The 23,008-nt window shown below is 62.3% G+C and carries 24 protein-coding genes; 13 read left to right on the top strand and 11 right to left on the bottom strand.

All coding sequences use genetic code 11. The features are described from left to right. Positions 1-71 precede the first annotated feature (71 nt). Together KIO74_RS28800 and pxpB are read right to left on the bottom strand one after the other, a co-directional pair. On the bottom strand, positions 72-1,094 hold the full coding sequence (locus KIO74_RS28800) for a 5-oxoprolinase subunit C family protein (protein ID WP_291978340.1): 1,023 nt from the start codon (positions 1,092-1,094) through the stop codon (positions 72-74). Continuing rightward, a complete protein-coding gene (pxpB, locus tag KIO74_RS28795) occupies positions 1,091-1,825 on the bottom strand; it encodes a 5-oxoprolinase subunit PxpB (protein ID WP_249731515.1) in 735 nt (244 codons plus the stop codon). Before pxpB ends, KIO74_RS28800 begins: the two co-directional genes overlap by 4 nt. A gap of 398 nt (positions 1,826-2,223) precedes the next feature. Between pxpB and KIO74_RS28790 the strand changes: the two genes are divergently transcribed. After that, a complete protein-coding gene (locus tag KIO74_RS28790) occupies positions 2,224-3,309 on the top strand; it encodes a tartrate dehydrogenase (RefSeq protein WP_213338825.1) in 1,086 nt (361 codons plus the stop codon). A 168-nt stretch (positions 3,310-3,477) separates the two neighbouring features. Here KIO74_RS28790 and KIO74_RS28785 read toward each other — a convergent pair whose 3' ends face one another. The 5 genes from KIO74_RS28785 to KIO74_RS28765 all read right to left on the bottom strand — a co-directional run bounded on the left by KIO74_RS28785 (position 3,478) and on the right by KIO74_RS28765 (position 7,976). Continuing rightward, a complete protein-coding gene (locus KIO74_RS28785) occupies positions 3,478-4,596 on the bottom strand; it encodes a L,D-transpeptidase family protein (RefSeq protein WP_213338823.1) in 1,119 nt (372 codons plus the stop codon). Positions 4,597-4,839: 243 nt separating this feature from the next. After that, positions 4,840-5,421, bottom strand: a complete 582-nt coding sequence (locus tag KIO74_RS28780) for a DUF924 family protein (RefSeq protein ID WP_213338822.1) — start codon at positions 5,419-5,421, stop codon at positions 4,840-4,842. Positions 5,422-5,434: 13 nt separating this feature from the next. After that, positions 5,435-6,637 carry a low temperature requirement protein A gene (locus KIO74_RS28775; protein WP_213338817.1) on the bottom strand — a complete coding sequence of 401 codons (1,203 nt, stop codon included), beginning with the start codon at positions 6,635-6,637 and terminating at the stop codon, positions 5,435-5,437. Positions 6,638-6,647: 10 nt separating this feature from the next. Continuing rightward, the gene (locus tag KIO74_RS28770; RefSeq protein WP_249731514.1) at positions 6,648-6,908 is read right to left on the bottom strand and encodes a hypothetical protein; all 261 of its coding nucleotides are present in this window, start codon (positions 6,906-6,908) and stop codon (positions 6,648-6,650) included. Between the two features lie 294 nt (positions 6,909-7,202). Beyond that, positions 7,203-7,976, bottom strand: coding sequence for an SDR family oxidoreductase (locus KIO74_RS28765; protein WP_213338814.1), 774 nt, complete (start codon positions 7,974-7,976; stop codon positions 7,203-7,205). A gap of 143 nt (positions 7,977-8,119) precedes the next feature. Here KIO74_RS28765 and KIO74_RS28760 point away from each other — a divergent pair, with 143 nt between their 5' ends. Next, positions 8,120-9,037: a LysR family transcriptional regulator gene (locus KIO74_RS28760; protein WP_213338813.1), complete on the top strand. Its 918-nt coding sequence runs from the start codon at positions 8,120-8,122 to the stop codon at positions 9,035-9,037. A 208-nt stretch (positions 9,038-9,245) separates the two neighbouring features. Here KIO74_RS28760 and KIO74_RS28755 read toward each other — a convergent pair whose 3' ends face one another. Further along, complete coding sequence (locus tag KIO74_RS28755; protein ID WP_213338812.1) at positions 9,246-9,995, bottom strand: SDR family NAD(P)-dependent oxidoreductase; 750 nt, start codon at positions 9,993-9,995, stop codon at positions 9,246-9,248. Positions 9,996-10,242: 247 nt separating this feature from the next. Here KIO74_RS28755 and KIO74_RS28750 point away from each other — a divergent pair, with 247 nt between their 5' ends. After that, positions 10,243-11,106, top strand: coding sequence for an IclR family transcriptional regulator (locus tag KIO74_RS28750; protein ID WP_213338811.1), 864 nt, complete (start codon positions 10,243-10,245; stop codon positions 11,104-11,106). 145 nt (positions 11,107-11,251) lie between these two features. Here KIO74_RS28750 and KIO74_RS28745 read toward each other — a convergent pair whose 3' ends face one another. Beyond that, positions 11,252-12,256: a LacI family DNA-binding transcriptional regulator gene (locus KIO74_RS28745; RefSeq protein WP_213338810.1), complete on the bottom strand. Its 1,005-nt coding sequence runs from the start codon at positions 12,254-12,256 to the stop codon at positions 11,252-11,254. Between the two features lie 128 nt (positions 12,257-12,384). Here KIO74_RS28745 and KIO74_RS28740 point away from each other — a divergent pair, with 128 nt between their 5' ends. The 8 genes from KIO74_RS28740 (at position 12,385) to KIO74_RS28705 (ending at position 19,816) form a co-directional block, all read left to right on the top strand. Then, positions 12,385-13,341 (top strand): DUF6772 family protein, encoded by a 957-nt coding sequence (locus KIO74_RS28740; protein ID WP_213338808.1) that lies wholly within the window; start codon positions 12,385-12,387, stop codon positions 13,339-13,341. Positions 13,342-13,352: 11 nt separating this feature from the next. Then, a complete protein-coding gene (locus KIO74_RS28735) occupies positions 13,353-13,697 on the top strand; it encodes a DUF6385 domain-containing protein (protein ID WP_213338806.1) in 345 nt (114 codons plus the stop codon). A 49-nt stretch (positions 13,698-13,746) separates the two neighbouring features. Beyond that, positions 13,747-15,039 (top strand): ABC transporter substrate-binding protein, encoded by a 1,293-nt coding sequence (locus KIO74_RS28730; protein WP_213338804.1) that lies wholly within the window; start codon positions 13,747-13,749, stop codon positions 15,037-15,039. 90 nt (positions 15,040-15,129) lie between these two features. After that, positions 15,130-15,999, top strand: a complete 870-nt coding sequence (locus KIO74_RS28725; RefSeq protein WP_213338802.1) for a carbohydrate ABC transporter permease — start codon at positions 15,130-15,132, stop codon at positions 15,997-15,999. Continuing rightward, complete coding sequence (locus tag KIO74_RS28720) at positions 15,992-16,819, top strand: carbohydrate ABC transporter permease (RefSeq protein WP_213338801.1); 828 nt, start codon at positions 15,992-15,994, stop codon at positions 16,817-16,819. Before KIO74_RS28725 ends, KIO74_RS28720 begins: the two co-directional genes overlap by 8 nt. A 6-nt stretch (positions 16,820-16,825) precedes the next feature. After that, positions 16,826-17,635 (top strand): SDR family NAD(P)-dependent oxidoreductase, encoded by an 810-nt coding sequence (locus KIO74_RS28715; protein WP_213338799.1) that lies wholly within the window; start codon positions 16,826-16,828, stop codon positions 17,633-17,635. Continuing rightward, entirely contained in the window at positions 17,635-18,168 is a 534-nt protein-coding gene (locus KIO74_RS28710) for a cupin domain-containing protein (protein ID WP_213338790.1), read from the top strand. The genes KIO74_RS28715 and KIO74_RS28710 overlap by 1 nt, the downstream gene beginning before the upstream one ends. A 13-nt stretch (positions 18,169-18,181) precedes the next feature. Next, positions 18,182-19,816: a GMC family oxidoreductase gene (locus KIO74_RS28705; protein WP_213338787.1), complete on the top strand. Its 1,635-nt coding sequence runs from the start codon at positions 18,182-18,184 to the stop codon at positions 19,814-19,816. A gap of 14 nt (positions 19,817-19,830) precedes the next feature. Here KIO74_RS28705 and KIO74_RS28700 read toward each other — a convergent pair whose 3' ends face one another. Further along, positions 19,831-20,163, bottom strand: coding sequence for an ArsR/SmtB family transcription factor (locus KIO74_RS28700; RefSeq protein WP_213338786.1), 333 nt, complete (start codon positions 20,161-20,163; stop codon positions 19,831-19,833). A gap of 267 nt (positions 20,164-20,430) precedes the next feature. Between KIO74_RS28700 and KIO74_RS28695 the strand changes: the two genes are divergently transcribed. Both KIO74_RS28695 and KIO74_RS28690 read left to right on the top strand, forming a co-directional pair. Next, on the top strand, positions 20,431-20,856 hold the full coding sequence (locus tag KIO74_RS28695; RefSeq protein WP_213338785.1) for a YeeE/YedE family protein: 426 nt from the start codon (positions 20,431-20,433) through the stop codon (positions 20,854-20,856). A gap of 6 nt (positions 20,857-20,862) precedes the next feature. Next, positions 20,863-21,318, top strand: coding sequence for a DUF6691 family protein (locus KIO74_RS28690; RefSeq protein ID WP_213338784.1), 456 nt, complete (start codon positions 20,863-20,865; stop codon positions 21,316-21,318). An 82-nt stretch (positions 21,319-21,400) separates the two neighbouring features. Here KIO74_RS28690 and KIO74_RS28685 read toward each other — a convergent pair whose 3' ends face one another. Then, positions 21,401-22,936 (bottom strand): ABC transporter substrate-binding protein, encoded by a 1,536-nt coding sequence (locus KIO74_RS28685; RefSeq protein WP_249731513.1) that lies wholly within the window; start codon positions 22,934-22,936, stop codon positions 21,401-21,403. Positions 22,937-23,008 lie beyond the last annotated feature (72 nt).

The following is a 23,008-nucleotide window of genomic DNA, read 5'->3' as shown; positions in this document are numbered from 1 at the left end:
CTGATGGTGTGGGCGCGAGATCCTTACCTCTCGGACAACTCAATCACCCGAACGGGTCTATACGGCGCCTTTCAACTGTCCTCCACAGGATATCGGCCGTCGACCACACCGCTGATGAGGTTCAGCGCGAGTAGCCGGCGCGAGTCGAGCTCGGGGCGGGCGGGCTTCAGGCGGTCGCCAAGCGCGGCGATGGCGGCGCGATGCTGGCGGGCCAATCGCACCGCCTCGTCCTGCCCGATCGCCCGGAACGTCAGCTCCGTGCCGGGCATGGATTGCGCCAGACGATCAAGATCGGCGCTTATCACCGTCGCGATTTTCGGGTAGCCGCCCGTCGTCTGCCGGTCGCGCATCAGCACGATCGGCTGGCCATGCCCCGGCACCTGCACATGGCCGCTGACGATGCCGTCGGATACGATATTGTGGCCACGTGCGGTGATGAGCTTCGGCCCCTCGAGTTGATAGCCCATCCGGTCGATACGTGGGGAGACCCTATAGCTCTCCCCGAGAAAGCGAGCGATTGTCGCCGGCTCGAAATAGTCGTCCTGCGGGCCGAGAACAACACGGATCGGGCCTTCCTCGACAGGCGGCCCCTCCGTGATCCGACTTGACCGGGCCTGCCCCGCGACGGCGCAGGGCAATCGGTCGCCGGCTGCAAGCGGCCGGCCGACAAGGCCGCCCATGCCCGAGCGACGATGCAGGGAGAGGCTGCCAAGTTCAGGCGCCGCATCGAAGCCACCCGCTACCGCCAGATAGGCATAGAGCCCGGCGCGGCACGCACTCACCGTCAGCACCTCGCCGTCATGCAGCAAAACGGAGGTGAGCGGCTCGACCGGCTTGCCATCCACGGCAAGCGTCGCGCCGCCACCGGCGAGCGCCAAGTGAACAGACCCACCCTCTGAGATCAGTGAGCCTCCCTGCACCATGAACTCGATGGCGGCGACCTCGGCGGCGTTTCCGACCAGCACATTGGCAACCGCGAGCCCAGACCGGTCCATCGCGCCGGCCGGGGACACGCCGAAGCGCTGGTAGCCGAACCGCCCGCCATCCTGAAGGGATGTCGCTGGCCCGCAATCGCGCAGAATAAGAGCGCTCACGATGTCACCAGATCCGCGACTGGCTCGCCGGCGCCGGCGGCCTTGTCGAGGGCCAGCCAACGGTCGGCCGCGACCGGCTCGAACACGATCTCGTCACCCGCCGCGATCAGGAAGGCGGGATCACGGCCGGGTTGATAGGGCCGGACGGGGGTTCGCCCCAGAAGATGCCAGCCGCTCGGCCCGGCGATCGAACTGATCGCCGCCTGCGCGCCCCCGATGATGACCGAGCTTGCGGGGATGAGCGCACGCGGCTCCGCCCGCCGCGATGTGGCGAGCCCGGGATCGAGGCCGCCCAGATAGGTGAAGCCGGGCAGGAAGCCGATCATGTAGACGCGATAGACCGGCGCGCAATGGGCCTCGATCAGCGCCGACTGTGAGAGACCGTGCTGGGCCGCGACATCAGCAAGATCCGCCCCGAATTCACCGCCGTAGACGACGGGAATGCGCCAGCGCCGCGCACTCGCCTCACCGGGCGGCGGGTCGGCCGCGAGCGCGAGAAGCGCCTCAGCCAACGCCGCAGGGTCCGCCGCGACCGGGTCCAAATGGACGAGCAGCGAACGATAGGTCGGCACCGTCTCGACAACGCCGGCGAGAGGCCGTGCCTTCAGGGCCTCGTCAAGCGCCAGGACCTTGGCGTTGAGAGCGGGATCGACCGCGTCGCCGAATTCGACGGTCAGGGCTGTATCGCCGCATGGGCGCACGCGCGGATAGGTGGTTGGGGTGGAGGACATGCGACGGAGCGCCATGTCAGGAGCCCCGCACGCATGGCTTCCGTGCGAACCCCGTTGCGCGATGTGGTGCCATCAGGAACCTGCTTCTCGTGGCCATGCGTTGTGGTCGTTATGCCGATATCAGATCGTTCTCACAAAGCCGTATAGCCCGCGATATGCAAGAGCTTTTGCCGCGCCCTCATCGATCCGCGCAGGCAGTCGGGCGGTGACCCCGCTTCCGCCGTCGATCAGCAGCGGCGGCGCGGCTGCCGGGGCTTGATCGATATTCACGGGCAACCCGCGCCGGTCATCCCCGGGACGAACGGAAGCTCGTGTCCGGGATCCACCTGCGATTGACCCCGGTGGCGGGCCGTGCTTCGTCTTCCAGGAAGATTGAAGAAAATCGCGAGGAAGCCCCGATGAAAACCTACAGGCTCGCAGTCATTCCCGGCGACGGCGTCGGCAAGGAGGTCATCGCGGCCGGTATAGAGGTGCTCGAGACGCTTGCCCAGCGAGAAGGCAGCTTCGCCTTCGCTTTCGACCATTTCGACTGGGGATCGGACTACTACAAGCAGCACGGCCGTATGATGCCGGATGATGGGCTGGCGCGGATCGCCGATTGCGACGCCATATATTTCGGCGCGGTCGGCGCTCCGGATGTACCGGACCACGTCACTCTCTGGGGCCTTCGGCTCGCAATCTGCCAGCCGTTCGACCAATATGCGAACGTGCGACCGACACGCATCCTGCCGGGCATTCGCACGCCCTTGCGCGACATCGACGACAAGGCCCTCGATTGGGTCATCGTACGCGAGAACTCCGAGGGAGAATATGCCGGCCAGGGCGGGCGCTCGCATCGCGGCCTGCCGGAGGAGATCGCCACCGAGGTCTCCATCTTCACCCGCGCTGGCGTCACCCGCATCATGCGTTATGCCTTCGCGCTGGCCCAGTCGCGGCCGCGCAAGCTCCTGACGGTCGTGACGAAATCCAACGCGCAGCGGCACGGCATGGTGCTGTGGGACGAAATCGCGGCCGAGGTTGCCCGCGACTTTCCCGACGTCACCTGGGACAAGATGCTGGTCGACGCGATGACCATCCGCATGACACTGAAGCCGGAGAGCCTCGATACGATCGTCGCCACAAATCTGCACGCCGACATCCTGTCGGATCTCGCGGCGGCGCTGGCCGGCTCGATCGGCATCGCCCCGACCGCCAATCTCAATCCGGAGCGCCGTTTCCCCTCCATGTTCGAGCCGATCCATGGTTCAGCCTTCGACATCATGGGCAAAGGCATCGCCAACCCCATAGCCACCTTCTGGTCGACGGTGATGATGCTGGACCATCTCGGTGAGCCGACGGCGGCCGCGCGTCTCATGCGCGCGATCGAGCGCGTCACCGCGGACCCCGGGCTGCACACACCGGATCTTGGCGGCAAGGCGTCAACCCGCGACGTCACCCGCGCGCTCTGCGAGGTGCTGCGGGGCGACAATACGGCGCTTGGCTAAAGCACTTTTCGGCCAGTTCAACGCGACGAACGTCACCCGTCATGGCCGGGCTGGTCCCGGCCATCCCGATAACTGAGGCTTATGCCCTTCCGATCGGGATCCCCGGCACAGGGCCGGGGATGACACCGCTGGGACCAGGCGATTGGATGCAATCGAACCGAACCCTCATTATCGGATGGAACTGGTGACTTCCACGCCGTCGAGGAATTCAACGGGGACCCCCGGCTGCACCAGCTTGACCAGTTCCTCCACGTCCCAATTGGTCAGCCTGATGCAGCCATGGCTATTCGTCTTGTCGATGCGGCTCGGTTCCGGGGTCCCGTGAATGCCGTAGGTCGGTTTGTCCAGGCCGATCCAGACCGACCCGACGGGGTTGTTCGGACCTGGGGCGATGCGGAGTGCCTTCGTGTTGTCGCCCTGCTGGAAATTGACCGCGGGCCGATACCAGTATTCCGGATTGACGGCGATCGCCCCAATCAGGTGCACGCCGGTGGGCGATGGAAGGTCGCGGCTACCGATCGTCGCGGGATAGGCGACGACGAGTTCGCCCGTCGCGCTGTAGCCGAGCAGTTGCTTGGTCGATTTGTCCGCGACCAGTTTCGCGACCTTGGCGCGCGCCTTTTTCTGACGGACGTCGGCGACGACGATCGTCTCACCCGGCGTCTCAAACGTCGCTCCGGGATTGAGGCGCCGCAACAGGTCTTCGTCCATGTGGAATTTCTCGGCGAGCAGTTCCACAGGATTGCGATAGGCAAGCCGATAGCGTGTCGCCAACGCGCCGTAGTCCTTCGGCATGTCCGGCACGAATGGCCCAGCGACATCCTCGACCGCGATCGCATAGGCCATCAGCGGCGGCTCAGGGGTCTCCCGCTCCAGGATGTCCCAGATGGCCTGGTTGAGGACGCCGTTGACCGGCAGGTTCCGCATGGTCTGGAAAGCGGAAATGGCCTTCGCGACGTTGCTGCCGAGATGCCCGTCAATCACGCCAGGGGATGCATGCACACGATCGAGCATGATCTGCAGCTTCACGATCGCGGGGCTGACCTGGGACTGCTTCGGCAGTGCGCGCGGAAAGGTCGCGGCGCGTGTCACGGCGACCCATTCCTCACGCGTCGTGGGAAGCGGATCGCTTATGGCGGCCGTTGTTTTCGGCTTGTCAGCGGGAGGGGCGTCCACGCCGACGGCCTGAGCGCGATCCGTGCCGGCCTCCGGCGCCGCGAGCGCCGGAGCGCCATGGAGAACGGTACCGCAGATCAGAACGAGGGCAGCACTCAAACGCATCGCCATCCATACCCCATCGATACGCGTCGCTAACTCTGAGCATCCCCTAGGCAGGTGAGAAACAGACACCCGAGGCAATGCGCATCGCGACAACAAGGAGATAGCAGGATTGGCTTAAAAGGAATTGAACGCGCCGACCTCCAGCTCGGGACCTTGATCGCGACAAGCCTGCCAGCCCCGTCCGCGCGATGGGCGGCAACAGGCCCGCACTCCCGCCGCCGATCCGCCCCGAGAAAAGGGGGCAACGCCCTACCCCCTGAAACCGCCGGCGTTCAGGAATGCCGCCTCTTCCCGCGTCGTCTCGCGCCCCAGCATGGGGTTGCGATGGGGAAATCGCCCGAAACGCCGGATGATGTCGCGATGCCCTTCCGCGTGCTCCAGCCAGGGCTGCCCGAGCTGCCTGTTCAGCGATACCGCGATATCCTGGTCCGCCTCGTCCTCCGAATGCGAGAATGGCAGGCAGAAGAAGAGCCGCAACGCCGGCTCCACACGCTCCATATGCCCAAGCGCCTGCGACTGCCGGGCGTAGAGGCGCGCGAGGGGATCGGTGGCATACATATGCCCGGTGCCGCGAAATGCATTGCGCGGAAACTGGTCCGTGAGGATGAGGAGCGCGAGGGCGCCCTCCGGTGTCTCCATCCACCGATCGTGGCGGCGCGCCGCGACAGCCATATGCAGGTCGAGACAACGGTCACGAAAGGCGCTGTCGAAGCGCTTGTCCTTCACAAACCACTTGTCCTCCGCCGCCCGCCAGAACTGGACGACCTCCACAGGGCGTTCAAGGCTGCCTTGGCGGGCTCCGCGGCCGGCTAAAGCCGTCTCAGACCACATGTCGTGTAAGCCCTCAATGGACTGCGGAGACCGGGATGACTTCATCGCGGCGATTGCGCAATACTCTTCCCTCCCAGAGACAGACAGCGAGCATGATGATCGTCGTCAACCAGCCCATCGCGAGCAGATCGACGAGAGGGGCAATCGGTAGGAGCAACAGGAGAAAAACGATTCCCGCCAGATGGGACATCGGCAAGATGCCATAGACTACCTTTTTGTAGACGGCACTCCCGAGCAGATAGATGATCGGACCGGCTGACAAGATCAGCGCATAGGCAACCTTCACCGGGTCATCCGGATGGGCGAGCACCAGGTCATTGCCGACAGCCGTGGTGATGATCCCCGCGATCAGGATGGCATGGACATAGTGGAAGTACGCGCCAATCCGGCCGGGATCGCTCGATCGGGTGATCGTATGGGTCGCGTCCTTGCTGGATGTGCCGAAATAAAGCCACCACATCGCCAGGGTGCCAAGGAAGGTGGCGAGCATTGCCGAGAGAACCGCGATGCTCCAGCTTTCGGTGCCGGCCATGGTGGCCCCTGTGGCGAGCAACGTTTCGCCCAGGGCCACGATCACGAAGAGCTGGCAACGCTCCGCAAGATGGCCGCCTTCGATCGTCCAGTCGCTCGTGCGTGAGCGGCCAAGCCCTGGGAGGGCGAAGCCGAACATCGGCGAAATATACTCGCAGGCAACCGCAAGCGCCCATAGTGCTGCCCGCGTCCACGGCTCGGCGAAGGCGCCCGCAATCCAGAATAGTGCGGAAATCGCGAGCCAACCGAGCATTCGTCTGTAGTTGGCAGCGAGCGGATGCGCAGGCCCCAACTCCCAGACAATATAGGCCGTCCGCCCCAGCTGGATCGCGACATAGGCGAGCACGAAAATAATGGCGCGTTCACCGAACGCCTCAGGGATAGCAGAAGCCATCACAAGCGCGGCCAGCATCACTCCGAAAAGCAGGGAGCGGATTCGCGGCGTTTCAGGGTCGAACCAATTGGTGACCCAGCACGTGTATTGCCAGCCGAGCCAAACCGCGAACCAGAGGATGATGGTCTCGATAATGCCGGGTACGGTAAGACTGTGGAGCAACTTGTGGCTGAGCTGAGTAATCGCGAAAACATAGACCAGATCAAAGAAAAGCTCTTCAAAAGTCACGCGCGCATGGTGGCCATCGCGGTGGCGCAGAAGGGAATGGGGTTGGCGCGTCCTGTCGATCATGTCGCCTCCTTCAGCGCGCAAGGCGCCAGATCGCGATCCCCGCGACTGCCGCGGGTATCGCGAAGACAACAAGGAGTATTGGCAATTCCTCGCGCACGGAATAGCCAGCCCTGGTCACGCCAACCCACATATTGATCAGGGACATGAGAAGCCAAGCCGGAATGAACATCCCCGCCGCCTTCTCCAGCGCCTGCCCATTGCCGCCCCACAGCCAGCCGAACAACAGAAACAAGGCGAGCAGAACGAGCCCGCCGCCAATCACCATCGCCATGTGCATCCGCCGCACTCCTTAGGAATACCACATCATAGCCCTTCGCGATGTATTGGCCGCCACAATAGACCGATCGACGGCTGACGGTCTCATTTGCGGCGGCAGAAGGGGACCCGGAGCATGGGGGCATGAACCCCGGATCCCCTTCCTGGCCAGCTACGCCGGCCACCAAGTGAGAGAAGAACACGCTTGCGCGGTGTTCCTTCCCCAGCACGTGGGAAACACAGGTCCAGCCTCTGGCTCTGCGCATGTCCTCCACGTGAACCGCGTCACCGTCTCCCGACAATACTTGCTTTATTTCGTCGTATAGCCACCGTTGACGAGGATGGTCTGGCCTGTCATCCACCAGCCTTCCGAGACCATGAAACGGATATAGGGGACAATATCCTCGATATCCGTGAGACCCGTTTTTGAGAACTTGGACAACGCCGCGGCCGTTTTGTGATAGGCGACCGCGTCAGAGCCCTCCGCCGGATAGAAGAACGGCGTGTCCATGGGGCCGGGCCCAATGGCGGTCACCGAAATGCCGCGCTCGCCGAACTCCTTCGAGGCAGCCCGCGTAAAATGTTCGACCGGCGCCTTGGTGCCCGCGTAGGCAGCATAGAAGGGCGTATAGGCGCCAAGCAGCGAAGTCACGAGCGTGCAGATCTTGCCATTGTCGTTGAGATGCTTGCCGGCTTCCTTGATGAAGAAGAAAGCCGACTTGGCGTTGACCGCGCTCATTTCGTCGTATTCGGCCTCCGATATATCCAGAATCGGCTTTTTAAGCACTTTACCAACAGTATTGATTGCAATGTCGGGGCGCCCAATCGCCGCGACCGCGTCGGAGAAGAACGTCTCCATGGCGCCCGCGGCTGTCAGATCCGCTTGGAACGCGACGGCTTCCGCGCCAGCGGCCTTCACGGCCGCGATGGTGGCCTCGGCTTCACCCTTGGTGGCCGCGCTGTTGTAGTGGATCGCCACCGCTTTCGCGCCATGGGCGGCCAAGTCGCGCGCGATCAGTCCACCGAGATTCTTGGCTCCGCCGGCGATAATCACGGCCTTGCCCTTGATAGTGTGGTCGGTCATGGCGTTGAGCCTCCTTTACCATCACGCCGCCGCGTCTCAGCGGCCGCTTTTGCAGGGAGAGAATATCGTCTAAGCTCAACTGATAAAGTTGCCGATTTTGACATCAGCTGTCAGAAATTACGAACAATGGGGTGCCGTCGCCGGTGGACCGTATCGAGCTTTTCCGCATCTTCACACGGGTGGTTGATTGTTCGAGCTTCACGCGCGCGGCCGATACACTTGGCCTGCCGCGATCTTCCGTATCGGCCGCCGTGCTCGAGCTCGAGGGGCGGGTCGGAGCGCGCCTCCTGCATCGTACGACGCGCAAGGTCGCCCCCACCCAGGACGGCCTCGATTTCTACAAGCGGTGCCTGCGCCTCGTCGCCGATGTGGAAGAAACGGAAAACCTCTTCCGCCAGACAGATGCCGGCCTGGTGGGCAAACTGAGGATCGATGTTCCCGGTCGGATCGGACGCTTGATCATTGCCCCAGCGTTGCCGGATTTTCTCGACCGTCATCCCGGCATCGACATTGACCTCGGCGTCACCGATCGCGCCATCAATCTGGTTGAGGACAGTATCGACTGCGTTCTGCGCGTAGGTACATTGAGCGATTCGGGCCTGATCGCCCGCCCCATTGGCAAGCTGCCACTCATCAATGTCGCGAGCCCCGCCTACCTTGATCGCTGCGGTGTTCCGAAATCCCCTCAGGAACTCGTCGACCATTGGGCGGTCAACTACGCCTCCCCCTCGAACGGCCGGGTCGAAGATTGGGAGTGGATGGAGGGCGATACACCACGCGCGCTGCCGATGCGTGGCCGCGTCACCGTGAATAGCGCGGAAGCCTATATCGCCTGTTGCCTAGCGGGATTAGGGCTCATCCAGATCCCGGCTTATGACGTCAAGCATCATCTCGAAGCCTGCGAGCTCATCGCCGTCATGCCGCACCATTGCGCCGCGCCGATGCCCATGACGATACTCTATCCGCACCGTCAACATCTTTCCCGTCGCTTGCAGGTCTTCGCGGATTGGCTCGAACCCCTGCTGAGACGCGAACTTCTCGTGCACCCGCGCGCCCGATGAGCATGCAGGACAGAAAGGCCTTCATTCCGGGAACCAGCCGTCCGGAGCGGCGCCGGTTAAACAATCGACGCCTGCCGCGAGACGGCCAGCGACGCTCGTGACTAGAGCACGTCTCTGTTTTTATGCACTTTCTTCACGCGAACCGGTTTCCACTTCGCTCGAAAATGCTCTCGGAAGGAGCGGGCGCGCCGTCCCACCCCAAGCTCTGTCAATAGGTCGCGCGTCCACCCGAGACGTCGAATACACCGCCTGTGGTGAACGAGCATTCATCCGAAGCCAGCCAGCAGATGAGCGCCGCGACTTCCTCGATCTGGCCAAAACGTCCCATGGGAATCTTGGACAGCATGAAATCGATGTGGCTCTGGCTCATTTGATCGAAAATGGCCGTGCGCACGGCGGCCGGCGTTACGCAATTGACGGTGACCCCGCTCTTGGCGAGCTCCTTGCCGAGGGATTTGGTGAGCCCGATCACCGCGGCCTTGGAGGCGCTGTAGGCCGGCGCATTCGGGTTGCCTTCCTTGCCGGCGATCGAGGCGATGTTGACGATGCGCCCGTAGCTCTTCTCAAGCATGAAGGGCACCACGGCCTTGTCGCAATAGAAGACGCCGTTGAGGTTGATGTCGATGACCCGGCGCCAGTCCTCGACAGGATAGGTCCAGGTTGTGGTGTTGGGGCCGGTGATGCCCGCGCTCGCCACCAGGATATCGATGCCGCCGAAGGTATCGGCTGTCTTTTTTGCGGCCGCCTCGACCGCCTCCCAGTCCGACACGTCGAGCGCGATGCCGAGGCCGCTGTCACCCAGCTTCGCAGTGGCGGCCGCGATCGCGGCAGGGTCCCGATCCCAAAGGGCGACCTTTCCGCCTTCGGCGACGATACGGCTCGCGACGGACAGGCCAATACCCGCCGCGCCACCTGTAATGACCGCGACGCGGCCGGCAAAACGTGTTGGATCGGTCATCACTTCTTCTCCCTCATACCCTGGCCTGCCGCCGGCCGTTCAGATGGTCTCGGACGGCTGCATCCCAATTTCATGGCGCCGCCCTGTTCAAATCCCACAATATGGTATTTTATCTCATATTATGGGATAGTTGAGGGGTCGGCGGTTGAATTGTCAAGAAGCATTGTCAGCCGCGCCGCCTTTGCAGGCCTTGTCCGAAGGTCCGTGCCGGGTGTGCCACGCTTAGGATTGGGAGGCTGGAGAATCGATGCGAAAAGCATTACCGACCGGTTCGCTGGAGAGCGGCACCAGGCGCGATCGTGCGCTAGGCGATCGGCCAGAGGCCACGGGCACGCAGGGCGCCCAGACGCTCATGCGGGGACTCGACGTGCTGGAAGCGATTGCCTCCGGCGCGACTGATCTGCCCGCGCTCGCAAAGCAGCTCGGCACCACCCGGACAACGACGCATCGCCTTGCGTCTGCCCTGGTCGACCGCGGGTATCTCACCTTCACACCACGCGAAGGCTACAGCCTCGGTCCGAAACTGCTCGAACTCGGTTTCCGGGCTCGGCGGGACATGCCCCTGAGCAAGGTGGCCCACAGCCATCTGCAGCGACTGGCGGAACACACGCTCGACACCGTGCAGCTCGGCATCCTCGATGAAGGCGTTGTGTTTTACATCGACAAGGTGCCCGGACAGCGCCGGTTCGAAATCCGATCCAGCGTTGGCGATCGCCATCCCGTATGGTGCACCGGACTTGGCAAGGCGCTCGTGCTGGACATGAGCGAGGCGCGATGGGGCGCGTTTTTCGACGCGCGCGGCCCCGATCTGACGCCCCCCTCACCAGGCGCCCGGACAACCTGGTTCGACCAGATGCGAAGCTACGCAGAGAGAGGCGTGGCTTTCGATCTCGAGGAATCGGAGCCACAATTGCGCTGCGTCGCGGCGCCCATCCGGGATGCCAGCGGTATGATCGTCGCGGCCGTCAGCGTATCGAGCCTTGCCCCGTATATGCAGCCGGAGCGAATGCAGACGCTTTCACGCGACGTTCTGGAGACGGCAAGCGCCATCAGCGCCGCGCTGGGCTGGAATGCTCAAGCCTCCATTCCCGCCGGGGCGACGGCCCGCTAGATGGCACGTCCGGATCGGCCTACGGCGCGGCGCGGCGCGGGCTACAAGCATGGGCGCGGCGACCTTTCAGGCTGAAAGGATAAGCTTCCGCACAGCCGGAAGGACAAATAACCGCAACGTCTCCGCGCAGGCGCGTCGGGCGTACTCACGTGCTGTCGCGAATGACGATCGAGAAGCCGAGGTCGAGTTGCGCCCGCCCTTTTTCCGTGGAGTTGAGGCGCGCGAGAATCTGCTCGGCGGCTCTCTGTCCGATTTCTCGCGCGCGCACCTGAACGGTCGTCAGGGCCGGCACAAGCACTTGCGCGACGGGCAAATCGGAAAAGCCCATGACCGCTATCTGCTTGGGGACAGCAACACCGCGACGCTGGCACTCCAGGAGAACGCCCATGGCAATCATGTCATTGCTGCAGAAAATCGCGTCGACGTCGGGCGTCACAGCAAGCAACTGCCCCAGCGCCTCGCACCCGGCGAGCACCGACGAAGGCGATGGTGAAGGGATCCGCACCACTGACGGCGCCGGCAGGCCGGCTGAGAGAACCTCCGCGCAATATCCCTTCAAGCGAGCCCCTGAGCGCAGATCCATACCGCCGATGAAGCCGAGCCGTGTCCGCCCTCGATCGATCAGATGCCGCGCGGCGGCTCCGGCTGCGTCCTCATTGGAAAAGCCGACCAGCATATCAATGGGGCGGGGGCCGAGTTCCCAGGTTTCGACGACCGGAATGCGGGCCGCCTTGATGCGTTTGCGCAAGGCGGCATTGCGCGTGAGGCCAGTGAGAACGAGCCCGTCAACCCGGCGGCCGATGAAGGTCTCCACCAGCTCCGCCAAGCGTTTTTCATCATACCACGTCTGCCCAAGCAGCAACTGATACCTGTTCTCCGTGAGAACCGTGGATAGCCCGTCGATAGTCTCCGAGAATATTGAGTTCGTAATTGTCGGCACAACGGCCGCGATAATCTTGGAGCGGTTTCCCGCCAAGCTCCCCGCAGTCAGATTCGGTGTATAGCCAAGGCGACCGGCAACGCGTCGCACCCGCTCGACAGTATCGGCACTCACGATGCCGGGCTGGTTGAAAACCCGCGAAACAGTCGCCAGCGATACACCGGCCTCCCGCGCTATGTCTTCCATTCTCAGAACTGGTGAATCGTGCATGCGCGAATTCTGACCTCAACTGTTGAGCCAACTGTAGCCGATCACAGACCGCTGTGCCACGGCTTGACAAACGGCTTCGCATTTCATAGCAATGAAAGCGCTTTCATAATCACGCCGCGTGAGACACGATGCTAGACGGGCACCAACCATCTGACAATACTCTTGAATTGGCGCTGAGCCGCGCAATTCGCCGGAGCGATCCGTTGCTAAGCCGGTTCAATCCTCTGCCGCGCATCCTCTTCGTCAACGACTTCGATGACGGCAGCCATGGCTGGTGCGAGTTGAGTGGCAACCACGACAACAATCTCGACAGTCTGCGCCGCATGGCGCGAGATCTGCGCCCTCCCCAACTCAGTAGCCTCACGTTCTTTGATACCGGAACACACGGTTCGATCGACGGGACCTACGCATTGAAGCTCGCTACACGGCCACGCGCCAATCACATGAGTCAGGCGATCAAACGCTTTACCTATGTGAAACGCGGCCTTGTACAGTTCGAGATGTACTTCACGTTCAAGGCCGAAACCATCTTCAACCAACCGAAAGTCGGAGAAAGAGCCTGGGATGGCAACTTCCATCCTTCCGCCTCCCAGTTCGGCGACTTCACGATCAGCAATGACGTGGGTGAAGGTGAGAACGGCGAGCGTTATCATTGCGCGCTTCGCTATCAGAATACCGACCATGCCGGCAAACTTTTGCAGCAATGGCAGTACAAAACCTCTGTCCAGCCAACGACCATGATGGAAAAGCAGGGACTGGCACAATCACCGGAAGACTATCACGTCTGCCATCCCGGCGATTGGGAGCCGATACCGGGCGGCCATCAGCCGCTCTGCTACAATGAGATTCCCACAAAAACAAATTGGCACTATCTGCGATGGGTCTTTGATACGGAGAAGCGTGCCAATACCGAATTGCAGGTCAATGATCTGACAATGGACCTTCGTGATCTGCCGGTACCGCGCTACGACCATCCCTATTGGGGCTGCGAGCGGTTGCTCAACTTCTGTCTCGATGTACGGACACACTGCAATGTGCGGAACTTTCTCTGGGTCGACTCTGTCGTCGCATCGGTGGATTGGTGAGGGGTGCCGCGATGAAGCGATCATTCACGGCTGTTATCGAACAGGGCAACACCTACGACACTCACTTCGAGACGGAGCCCTATGAGGCCGGCTGGGCGACCGAGGCTCGCTGGTTTCTGCGCATTCAGGATGCCTCAGAAGGCGCGGGGCCGATTCTGATCCGACCGGAAATATCGCCCGATGGGCTTCTGTGGCTTGCTGATGAAGGCCCGACCCAACGGATCGAGGCGAAGGCCGGCGAGGCGATCACTTTCGTGCAACGCGAGTTCGGCAACTGGCTCAGGCTCCAGATCGGGTTTGAGGAGAAGAGCGAAGGCTCCATCAAGTTTCTGATTTATCTGGTGCTCAAGGAATAGCGTGCAGATCCGCAAATAGTATGCACCATCATCCAAGGGGAGGAGACCAATGAAATTTCGTCTGGGTTCTTTAGCCGTTGCCTGCGCTGTACTGCTCGGCACCACGGCTGCACTCTTCGCGCAGGACAAGAAGCCTGAAGTCACGCTCACGATCCTGTCTCACAAGGTCCATGAGAACGTGGCGCGCGGCCTCGTGCCCGGAACGACGGGTGGCGATATCGCCGGCGAATGGGCCGCGCGCAACAATGTGAAGCTCAACTGGATCACGGCGGACATCGACCCGATGCACGATCGGTTGCTGCGCGAGCTTTCGCTGCGCTCGACGTCGATCGATCTGGTACTTATCATCAACAAATATGCCACGCCCAAGATGAGCAGGCTGCTCGAGCCTCTCGACGCCTGGAACGAAAAGGCGCCCATCGAGGATTTTGCCGGCATTCCACCCAATCTTCGCGCTGCCTTGACCTATGACGGCAAGATGTTCGCCGTTCCCTTCCGCCATGCGACGACAGGCCTTCACTATAACGAAAGCCTCTTCAAGGAACGGGGCATCCCACATCCGCCGCGCACCCCCGCCGAGGTTCTTGAATTCGCGCGCAAGCTGACTTTCACGCGGGATGATGGCACGAAGGTCAACGGCCTTGCGGTTCCCGCCGGGGCGGGGCCATTCGCGGTTCTGTCGATCCTCAACATGTTCGGCGCCGAGCTGATTGATCAGGATCGCAATGTGAAGGCCGGAAACCCGGAGATGGTCAACGCGCTTCGGACAATGAACCAGCTGTATAAGGAAGGCGTCCTACCCTCGAATTACGCGACACTCGGTATCGATGAAGTCATTACGGGCGTACAGAACGGTCAGGTCGGCATCGATTTCGACCCCTTCGCGCGCTACACGACATATAATGATCCCAAGAAGTCGAAATTCGCGGGCCACATAAAGGTCATCCCCATTCCGGCCGATCCCAAATCGGGCAAGGATGTGGTTGCGATGACGGAAATCTGGTCCTTCGCGATCCCGAAGAATTCGACCCACAAGGAACTGGCCTGGAGCCTCGTCCAGGAGTTGTCGAGCCCCGCCAATACTATCCGCGCGGCTTTGAACGGCAACGGGCCGGTTCGCCCGGCGGCCTACCAGGACAAACGGCTGAAGGAGCTTCTGCCTTATACGCAGGAGGAAGCCCTTGCGATTTCCGAAGCCGTGACCATTCCCTCGTCCTACGACGCCTCCACACAGGTCAATTTGATCTTCATGGAGGAATCCCAGGCGGCTGTTCTCGGATTGAAGACGCCCGAAGAAGCGGCCGCCTCCATGCAGAAGCGGATCGCCCCGCTTGTGAAGTGAAACGCCAGGCATGATACCGGCCGACGGAAGGAGCGCTCCTGATTACGCTTCTTCCGTCCGCCCGCCCCTGCTGCTTCCGGATCTTCTCTGATGAAGGCAATCAATCTGTCCGCGCTAGGCCTGCTCGCGCCGGTGCATCTGCTTCTTCTCGCTGTCATCGCCGTGCCGTCTCTCGCCGTCTTCTGGCTGAGCCTCAATGCCTCAACTTACGGCGTTTCCCCTGAATTCGTCGGGCTAGCCAATTATTGGACGGTCCTCTCGGACAGCTATTTCTGGCGCTCGGCGCTCAACACATTCGTCGTCGTCAATGTCGTCGTCTACGCCGAAATTCTGCTCGGGCTTGGGCTCGCCTTGCTGTTTGTCGGCAAAGTGCCATGCCGCAACCTGCTCTTCGCGATCATCCTCATGCCCTATGCGGTCTCCGAGGTTGTCGGCGTGCTTGCCTGGAAAATTCTGATGAATCCGAGTTACGGCGCGATCAGCCGTACACTTGCGGAAATCGGGCTAAGCCTCAACTGGAGCGCGTCCCCCACGCAAGGCCTGGCGCTCGTCTCGATCATCAGTATCTGGCATCATCTGCCGTTTACGTTCCTGCTGCTCTATGCGGCATTGCTCGCGATCCCGCGCTCGCTTTACGAGGCGGCGAGCATCGACGGCGCCGGAGCCCTGCAAACTTTCGTCCGCATAACGCTACCATTGCTTGTGCCGGCCTTGCTCATCACCGTCATATTCCGGCTCGTCTTCGCCTTCCGCATGTTCTCCGAGGTATGGCTTCTGACAAAAGGCGGGCCAGCCCGGCTGACGGAGGTGCTCGCGGTCTATCTCTACCAGGGCGCGTTCCGAAACGGTGACTTTGGCACGGCCTCTGCCACGGGCTGGCTTATGGTGCTCAGCTCGCTGGGTGTTGCATCCTTCTATCTCTATCAAATGCATCGGCGGATTGCGGGTGGCCATGCGTAATTTTGTAATATCGACAGCGCGATACTTCGCCATACTGATGTTTCTGATCTGGTCCGCCGGGCCGATTCTGTTCATCATCGTCTCCTCGCTCAAACCACAGACGGAGATGTTCGCTTATCCTCCGTCACTGATCTTCCAGCCGACATTCGAGCACTATGTGACGCTCTGGAACGAGTGGGATGCCTTCTTCGCGACGATGCGCAACAGCCTGATCGTCGCCTTTGGTGCGACGCTGCTCGCGGTCTTCGTGAGCTTCCTTGGCGGCTATGTCTATTCCCGCTACTCCGGGCGGCTCCTGGGCGCGAGCGCGATCTACATGATCGCCATCCGCCTGCTCCCCCCCATCGTCGTTACCTTGCCGCTCTTCCCCATCGTCGATGCGCTCGGCCTCAGCGACACCCACATCATCCTCATCCTGCTCTATGCCGCGTTCTGGGTCTCGCTCTGCACCATGATCATCAAGACATTCATCGACGAGGTGCCGCGCGAGCTCGACGAGGCCGCTTTCGTGGATGGCGCCTCACAGTTGCAAACAATCGCGCGGGTGATCTTCCCGCTTGCGCGCCAGGGTATCATGGCAAGTGCGATATTCGTCTTCGTCTTCTCCTGGAATGAATATCTGTTCGCCCTGATCTTCACCACGCAGCATGCCAAGACCGCTCCGCTCGTCATCAGCGAAGTGATGGATGCGATCTACGGTACGGACTGGGGCGTTCTGTTCGCCGGCGTGACCGTTCAACTTCTGCCGGTCGTTCTGCTCGTGATGCTGGCGCAGCGGTTGCTTGTCGCCGGATTGACCGCCGGCTCCGTGAAAGGCTGAGATCTCATGCCCACCGCCGCTTCCACCGCCGGGAACGATATTCCCTCGACACCCGCCGCCGCGATCTATCCGAGCCTGCGTGACCGAACGGCCATCGTCACAGGCGGCGCATCCGGAATAGGCGCAGCGATCGTCCTGCGGCTCGCCGAGCAGGGTGTCCGAACCGGGTTTCTCGACATCAATGCTGATAACGGGGCGCGCACCGCCGCCGTGATCGGCGAGCGCACCGGCACGGCGGTTCTTTTCCGGCAGTGCGACATCACAGACATTGCTTCGCTCCGGAGCGAAATTGGCGAGCTTCAGGACGCTCTCGGGGACGTCAGCATTCTCGTCAATAACGCGGCGAACGACGAGCGTGGTGTCGTGGCGGATATCGAGCCCGATGATTTCGACAAAGGCCTTGCCGTGAACCTGCGGCACCAGTTCTTCGCCGCGCAGGCGGTGCGGGCGGGAATGGCGCGTCTCGGCCATGGCGCGATCATCAACATCGGCTCCCACGCCTGGTATCTGGGAGCTCCCTCGATGAGTCTCTATCTGATGGCCAAGGCCGGGGTCGCGGGACTCACTAAGGCGCTCGCGCGCGAGCTCGGGCCGGAGGGCATCCGTGTCAATCACGTCGTTCCCGGCTGGGTTCTGACCGAGCGACAGCGACGTTTGTGGTGGAGCGAGGAGGCCGAGGCCCGACGGCGGCAAAACCAGTGCATCCCGACCGAGATCGAGGGGAGCGATGTCGCGGAGATGGTCGTGTTTCTCGCCTCCGACGCGGCTCGCGCCTGCACCAACCAGAGCTACTTCGTCGACGGCGGGAGAAACTGATGACTTCTTACCGCCGCATTGTGACCGGCATCAACGCTGAAGGGCGCTCGGAGATCCAGCAGGATGGTCCGCCTTCATCCATCCTGAACACCCCAGGGGGTGGGCAGATCATCGAGTTGTGGCGAACCGGGGCTCCCTGCGACCTGATGGCCAGCATCGCCACAACGGATGCGGACCCGATCGCCTTCGCCCCGCTCCCCGGCGGGACATCCTGCCGGGTGGTTCGTATCCCGCCGGACAGCAAGCGTTGGGGCGCAGGGCTCGCATCCGCGGATCTTTTCGCGGCCATGGGCGCGAGCGGCGCGCGCAGCGGCGATCAGGCCCGGCATCCCGGCATGCATGTGACGCCGACAATCGACTATGTCTGCGTTATTCGCGGAGAGATCGTCGCGGTCATGGAAGACAACGAAGCCCGTCTCGCGCCCGGCGACATGCTGGTGCAGCGCGCAACCGTGCATGCCTGGAAAAACGAGACGGACGACTATGCCGAGATGTTCGTGGTGATGGTCGGCATAGACCATCAGGCTCGATAGGCGCAGGCTCTCCATGCAGATACCGGATGAAGTCGACTATATCGTCGTCGGCGCGGGCGCCGCCGGCTGCATCGTGGCGAGCCGGCTCGCGGAAGACGGACGCGCTTCGGTCTGTCTCGTCGAGGCGGGCGGACGGGACAATAACCCGTGGGTCAAAGTGCCCATCGGCTACGCCCGGCTGATGAATAATCCAAAGGTGAACTGGGGTTACACCACCGAGCCGGAGCCCGAACTCAACGGGCGCCAGATCCGTTGGCCGCGCGGGAAGCTGCTCGGCGGATCCGCGAGCATCAACGGCCTCGTCTTCCTGCGTGGATCCCCCGGCGATTTCGATCTCTGGGAACAGGCCGGCGCGCACGGCTGGTCCTACGGGCAAGTCCTGCCCGCCTTCCGCAAGCTCGAGCGCTGCCTTTATACGGAAGCGGAGGAAGCGTGGCACGGCTTCGACGGACCGATACCTGTCGCTATGGCCAAGCACCCCTCAGCGGTCGCGCGTGCCTTCGTGGATGCCGCGCTTGAGCTAGGCTATCCCTATAATCCCGATTTCAACGGACGGACGCTCACGGGAGCCGGTTTCCTGCCGTTCAATGTCGAGCGCGGCAAGCGCCACACCTCCGCCGCGACCTACCTGCGGCCGGCTATTCGTCGCGGCGCCCGCATACATCTGCAGCTGAATACGCTCGTCCACCGCATCGTTGTCCAGGACCGCCGTGCCACCGGCGTGGTGATCGTGCCGGCGGGAACCACGGACACCCGTATCCTGCGCGCCCGGCGCGAGGTCATTCTTTGTGGCGGCGCCCTCAATTCACCGCAACTGCTGATGCTCTCGGGCATTGGCGACGCGCGGGCGTTGTCGACGCTCGGCATCCCCTCGGTCATCCATTCACCGCAGGTCGGCTGCGGCCTGCAAGACCATCTCATGGCGCGGTTCGCCTTCCGCTGCACGCGCGCGGTCACCTTGAACGACATCATGCGCAATCCCCTCCGCATCGCCGGGATGGGAATGCGCTATGCGCTGACCGGGACTGGCCCCATGGCCATTTCGGCCGCCGAGGCGAGCCTGTTCGTGCCGACACAGGCCCAGCCGAAACGCATCCCACCTTCCGGCGATCCTGCCCTGCAGTTCCAGGTCGCCAATTTCAGCCTTGATAGCTACGAGACGGGTCTACATCCCTTCCCGGGCTTCGTCTACAGCGCCTGCGTCTGCAGGCCGGACAGCCGGGGACGGGTCACGCTGGCTTCACCTGATCCGCATGGCAAGCCGCACATCGCCGCGAACTATCTCTCCGAAACTTTTGACCAGAAGGCGATGATCGAGGGTTTTCGCATTGGCCGGAAACTGGCGCGGACACAGGCGCTCTCGCCGTGGATCGTGGACGAGTTGAAGCCCGGCTGCCTGGTGGACACCGACGAGAACCTCATCGATTACATCAGGGCAACCGCCTCGACGACCTTTCATCCCTGCGGCACGGTTGCCATGGGCGGAGAACAAGCCCCGCTCGATCCCAGGCTCAAGGTTCGTGGGGTCGAGGCGCTGCGCGTGATTGATGCCTCGGTCATGCCGATCATCCCGTCGACCAACATCCATGCGGCAACATTGATGGTGGCCGAAAGGGGAAGCGACATGGTCCTGAGGGGCGGTGTGTGAGGTGTGCCGCACACTCACCCGTCGGGCTCGCAGTAGACGCGATATAGCGTTTCGAGCACGGCCCGCGCTTCTGGACTGGCCAGCCGATAATACACAGTGGCGCCGTCGCGACGGGTCCCGACAATATTCATGGCACGCATGAGCGCGAGATGCTGGGATAAGGCGGCCGGAGACAATCCCACCATATCCGCAAGCCGCCCCGCCGCCTTCTCGCCCTCTACGAGCTGGCAGAGGGCCAAAAGGCGTTTTGGATTGGAGAGAACCGACATCAGCCGCGCGGCTTCCTCAGCCTTGCCTTCCAGTTCGTTCACCGCTGCCTCGCCACCGTTTGATCTTGCCAACGACATATTTTAGAATTTAAGATATTTCTTAACAATCTTACTTATCAAGCCTTGATGCAGCAAGGGGGCAATATGGGCTCGATCGATCGCCCACCACGTTCCGCTCTCGCAGCACTTCTCGCAGCCGCTGCCTTCGATCGGAAGCCGGCCGGGCCGACTGGCGATATGGGCTGGCGATCTGCATCGTCATTACGCCGGGGGAACCGGGCTGCCCTGGTTCCCCCGGCCCACTCCCTCCCCGATGTTCACTCCCGGACGCTGGAGAACTGCTGAATGGCAACGCAATTTACCCCGATCGCATCGTTTTTCGGCGGCGTGTTGATTGGACTGTCGGCAGTGCTGCTCATGCTCTTCGCAGGCCGCATAGCTGGCATAAGCGGCATCGCCGCGCGGCTGTTGCCGCCCTATGGCGATGATCAATTCGCCGGACGACTGGCCTTTGTCGTGGGGCTCGTTCTCGCGCCAGCAGTCTACGGTTTTCTGGCAGGTGGCCTTCCCACGCCCACGCTGGCGGCCGGTCCATTCGTTCTCATTGTCGCAGGCCTTCTCGTCGGGTTCGGCGCGGTCTGGGGCCGGGGCTGCACCTCCGGACACGGCGTCTGCGGCCTTGCCCGCCTGTCGCCGCGCTCGCTGGTCGCGACCACTGTCTTCATGGCAACCGCGATCGCCACCGTGTTCCTTATGCGCCACGTCCTGTGAGGAAACATGGCCATCCTGCTTCAGTTCATCACTGGCCTCATCTTTGGCCTCGGGCTCATCGTCGCCGGCATGGCCGATCCGGCGAAAGTCCTGAACTTCCTTGATCTCGCCGGTCACTGGGATCCGAGTCTCGCCTTTGTCATGGCCGGGGCGATTGCTGTGACCTTCTGCGGCTTCCGGCTCGTCCTGCGCCGCCCGGGGCCGCTTTTCGCGAAACGCTTCCATATGCCAAGCGCCCGCGCCATCGACGCCCATGTCGTGCTCGGTCCAGCGATCTTCGGCATCGGCTGGGGGCTGGCCGGTCTCTGTCCGGGGCCGGCGCTCACATTGCTCGGGTTTGGGCTGCCCTCCGCCTTCCTATTCGTCGCGGCGATGGCAGCCGGCATGGCGATCGCGCGCTGGCTCGATGGCAGGCCGGCGAAGCAGGCGGGAAATGCCCACACCTCGCTGCGCCGGACCTGACGGGCCTGTATCTTAAAAAGAAAAGGGCAGCACATCGTGCCGCCCTTTCCATGCCGATGAGGTGTCGGTGACGCGCTAATGCCTATTTGACCTCGGTATCCTCGACGGTGATGCCCGACTGGAAGGTCAGGAACCCCGGAATATTGGTGAAGCCCTTGACGTTCTTGCGCAGGCCGAAGCTCTGGTCGCGCCACATCAGATAAGCGAAGGGTGACAGCTCAAGCGCGCGATCGACAAACTGGCCATAGATCTTCTCGCGCTCAGCGGGGTCGAGGGTCACGCGGCCCTTGTCGAGCAGCTCGTTGATCGTCGGATCGTCGAAATAGGCCGAGTTGTTCAAGCGCACGAGTTGCTTGCCGCCGTAGAAGAAGTTGCTCAGCCAGTCGGCATCGGCAATGTCGCCCGCCGTGCCCGCCACCAGGAAGTCATAGTCGCCGGCGTTGTTCTTGGCGATACGACCGGACCAGTCCGGCAGGTCGAGCGTGACCTTGATGCCGATCTTGGCAAGCTCGGCCTGTACGGCGACTGCCGTGTTGTTGTGGAAGCCGTATTGCGACGTCGACAGAAGGCGTGCCTGGAAGCCATCGGGATAACCCGCCTTCGCCAGAAGGTCCTTCGCCTTCTGTACGTCGTGGCTGAAGTAGTTCGCCTTGTCCTTGGAATAGCCCATGTAGCCTTCGGGAATGGCGATGCCGAAAAGCGGCGTGCCACGGCCGTTGAAAGCTGTATTGATCACCGCGGCGCGGTCGATGGCATAGGAAATCGCCTGTCGGACTTCCGGCTTGGAGAACGGATCGAACTTGGTGTTGAACTGCAACATCATGAACGGACCGGATGTGCTGGCCAGCCGCAGGTCGGAATTGGCTTCGATCGCGGCGGCATCCTTCCACGGCACATAGTCGATGATGTCCACGTCGCCGGATTTCAGCGCGTTCACGCGTGTGTTCTCATCGCCATAGAAGACATAATGCACATCATCGAGATGCGGCTTGCCCTGCTTGTAGTAGCCATCGAACTTCTCGACGGTGAGCTCGCGGCCACGTTCCCAGTTCGCGAATTTGAAGGGGCCGGCGCCGACCGGCGCGGCGTTGGGATCGTTGCCATGCTGCTTGAGCCAGGCGGCCGGCACAATCGCTGATTCCGGCAGCGCCAAATAGTGGATCAGCGGGACGAAAGGCTTCGACAGCGTCAGCTTGACGGTCTTTGCATCCGGCGTTTCAATGCCTTCGATCACGCCAAGTTCGTTCTTGTAGGTCGCCTTGCTGTCCGGCGCCTTGATACGCTCCAGCGACGCCTTGACATCCGCCGCCGTCACCGGCGAACCGTCGTGGAACTTGGCGTCGCGGAGCTTGAAGGTATAGGTCAGCGCGTCCGGCGAAACCTCGTGGGACGCTGCCAGCTCGTTCGACAGCTTGCCGTCAGCGCCGTAGTTGACGAGGCCGCGATGGATGGCGAGGCGGATGGTGCGCGCCGGCGTGCCGGCATTGATGGTCGTATCGAGCGTCGAGGGCTCGCCCGAGAGACCGAAATAGAGCGTGCCGCCGTCGGCCGCGAGGGCCTGGCTGATGGCAAAGCTCGATGCGAGCGCGAACAGCGCTCCGAGAACCCGCTTTTTCATGATGTTACCCCTTGCTGGCCTTGTTGTTGAGCACGCGTTTTCCACGGTTCTTGTCATGACCATTGTCATGTC

It is taken from the genome of Chelatococcus sp. HY11 (genome assembly GCF_018398335.1).
Taxonomy (GTDB): domain Bacteria; phylum Pseudomonadota; class Alphaproteobacteria; order Rhizobiales; family Beijerinckiaceae; genus Chelatococcus.
The sequence above is the reverse complement of the archived record's forward strand: the minus strand, read 5'-3'. Positions and strand labels throughout refer to the sequence as shown.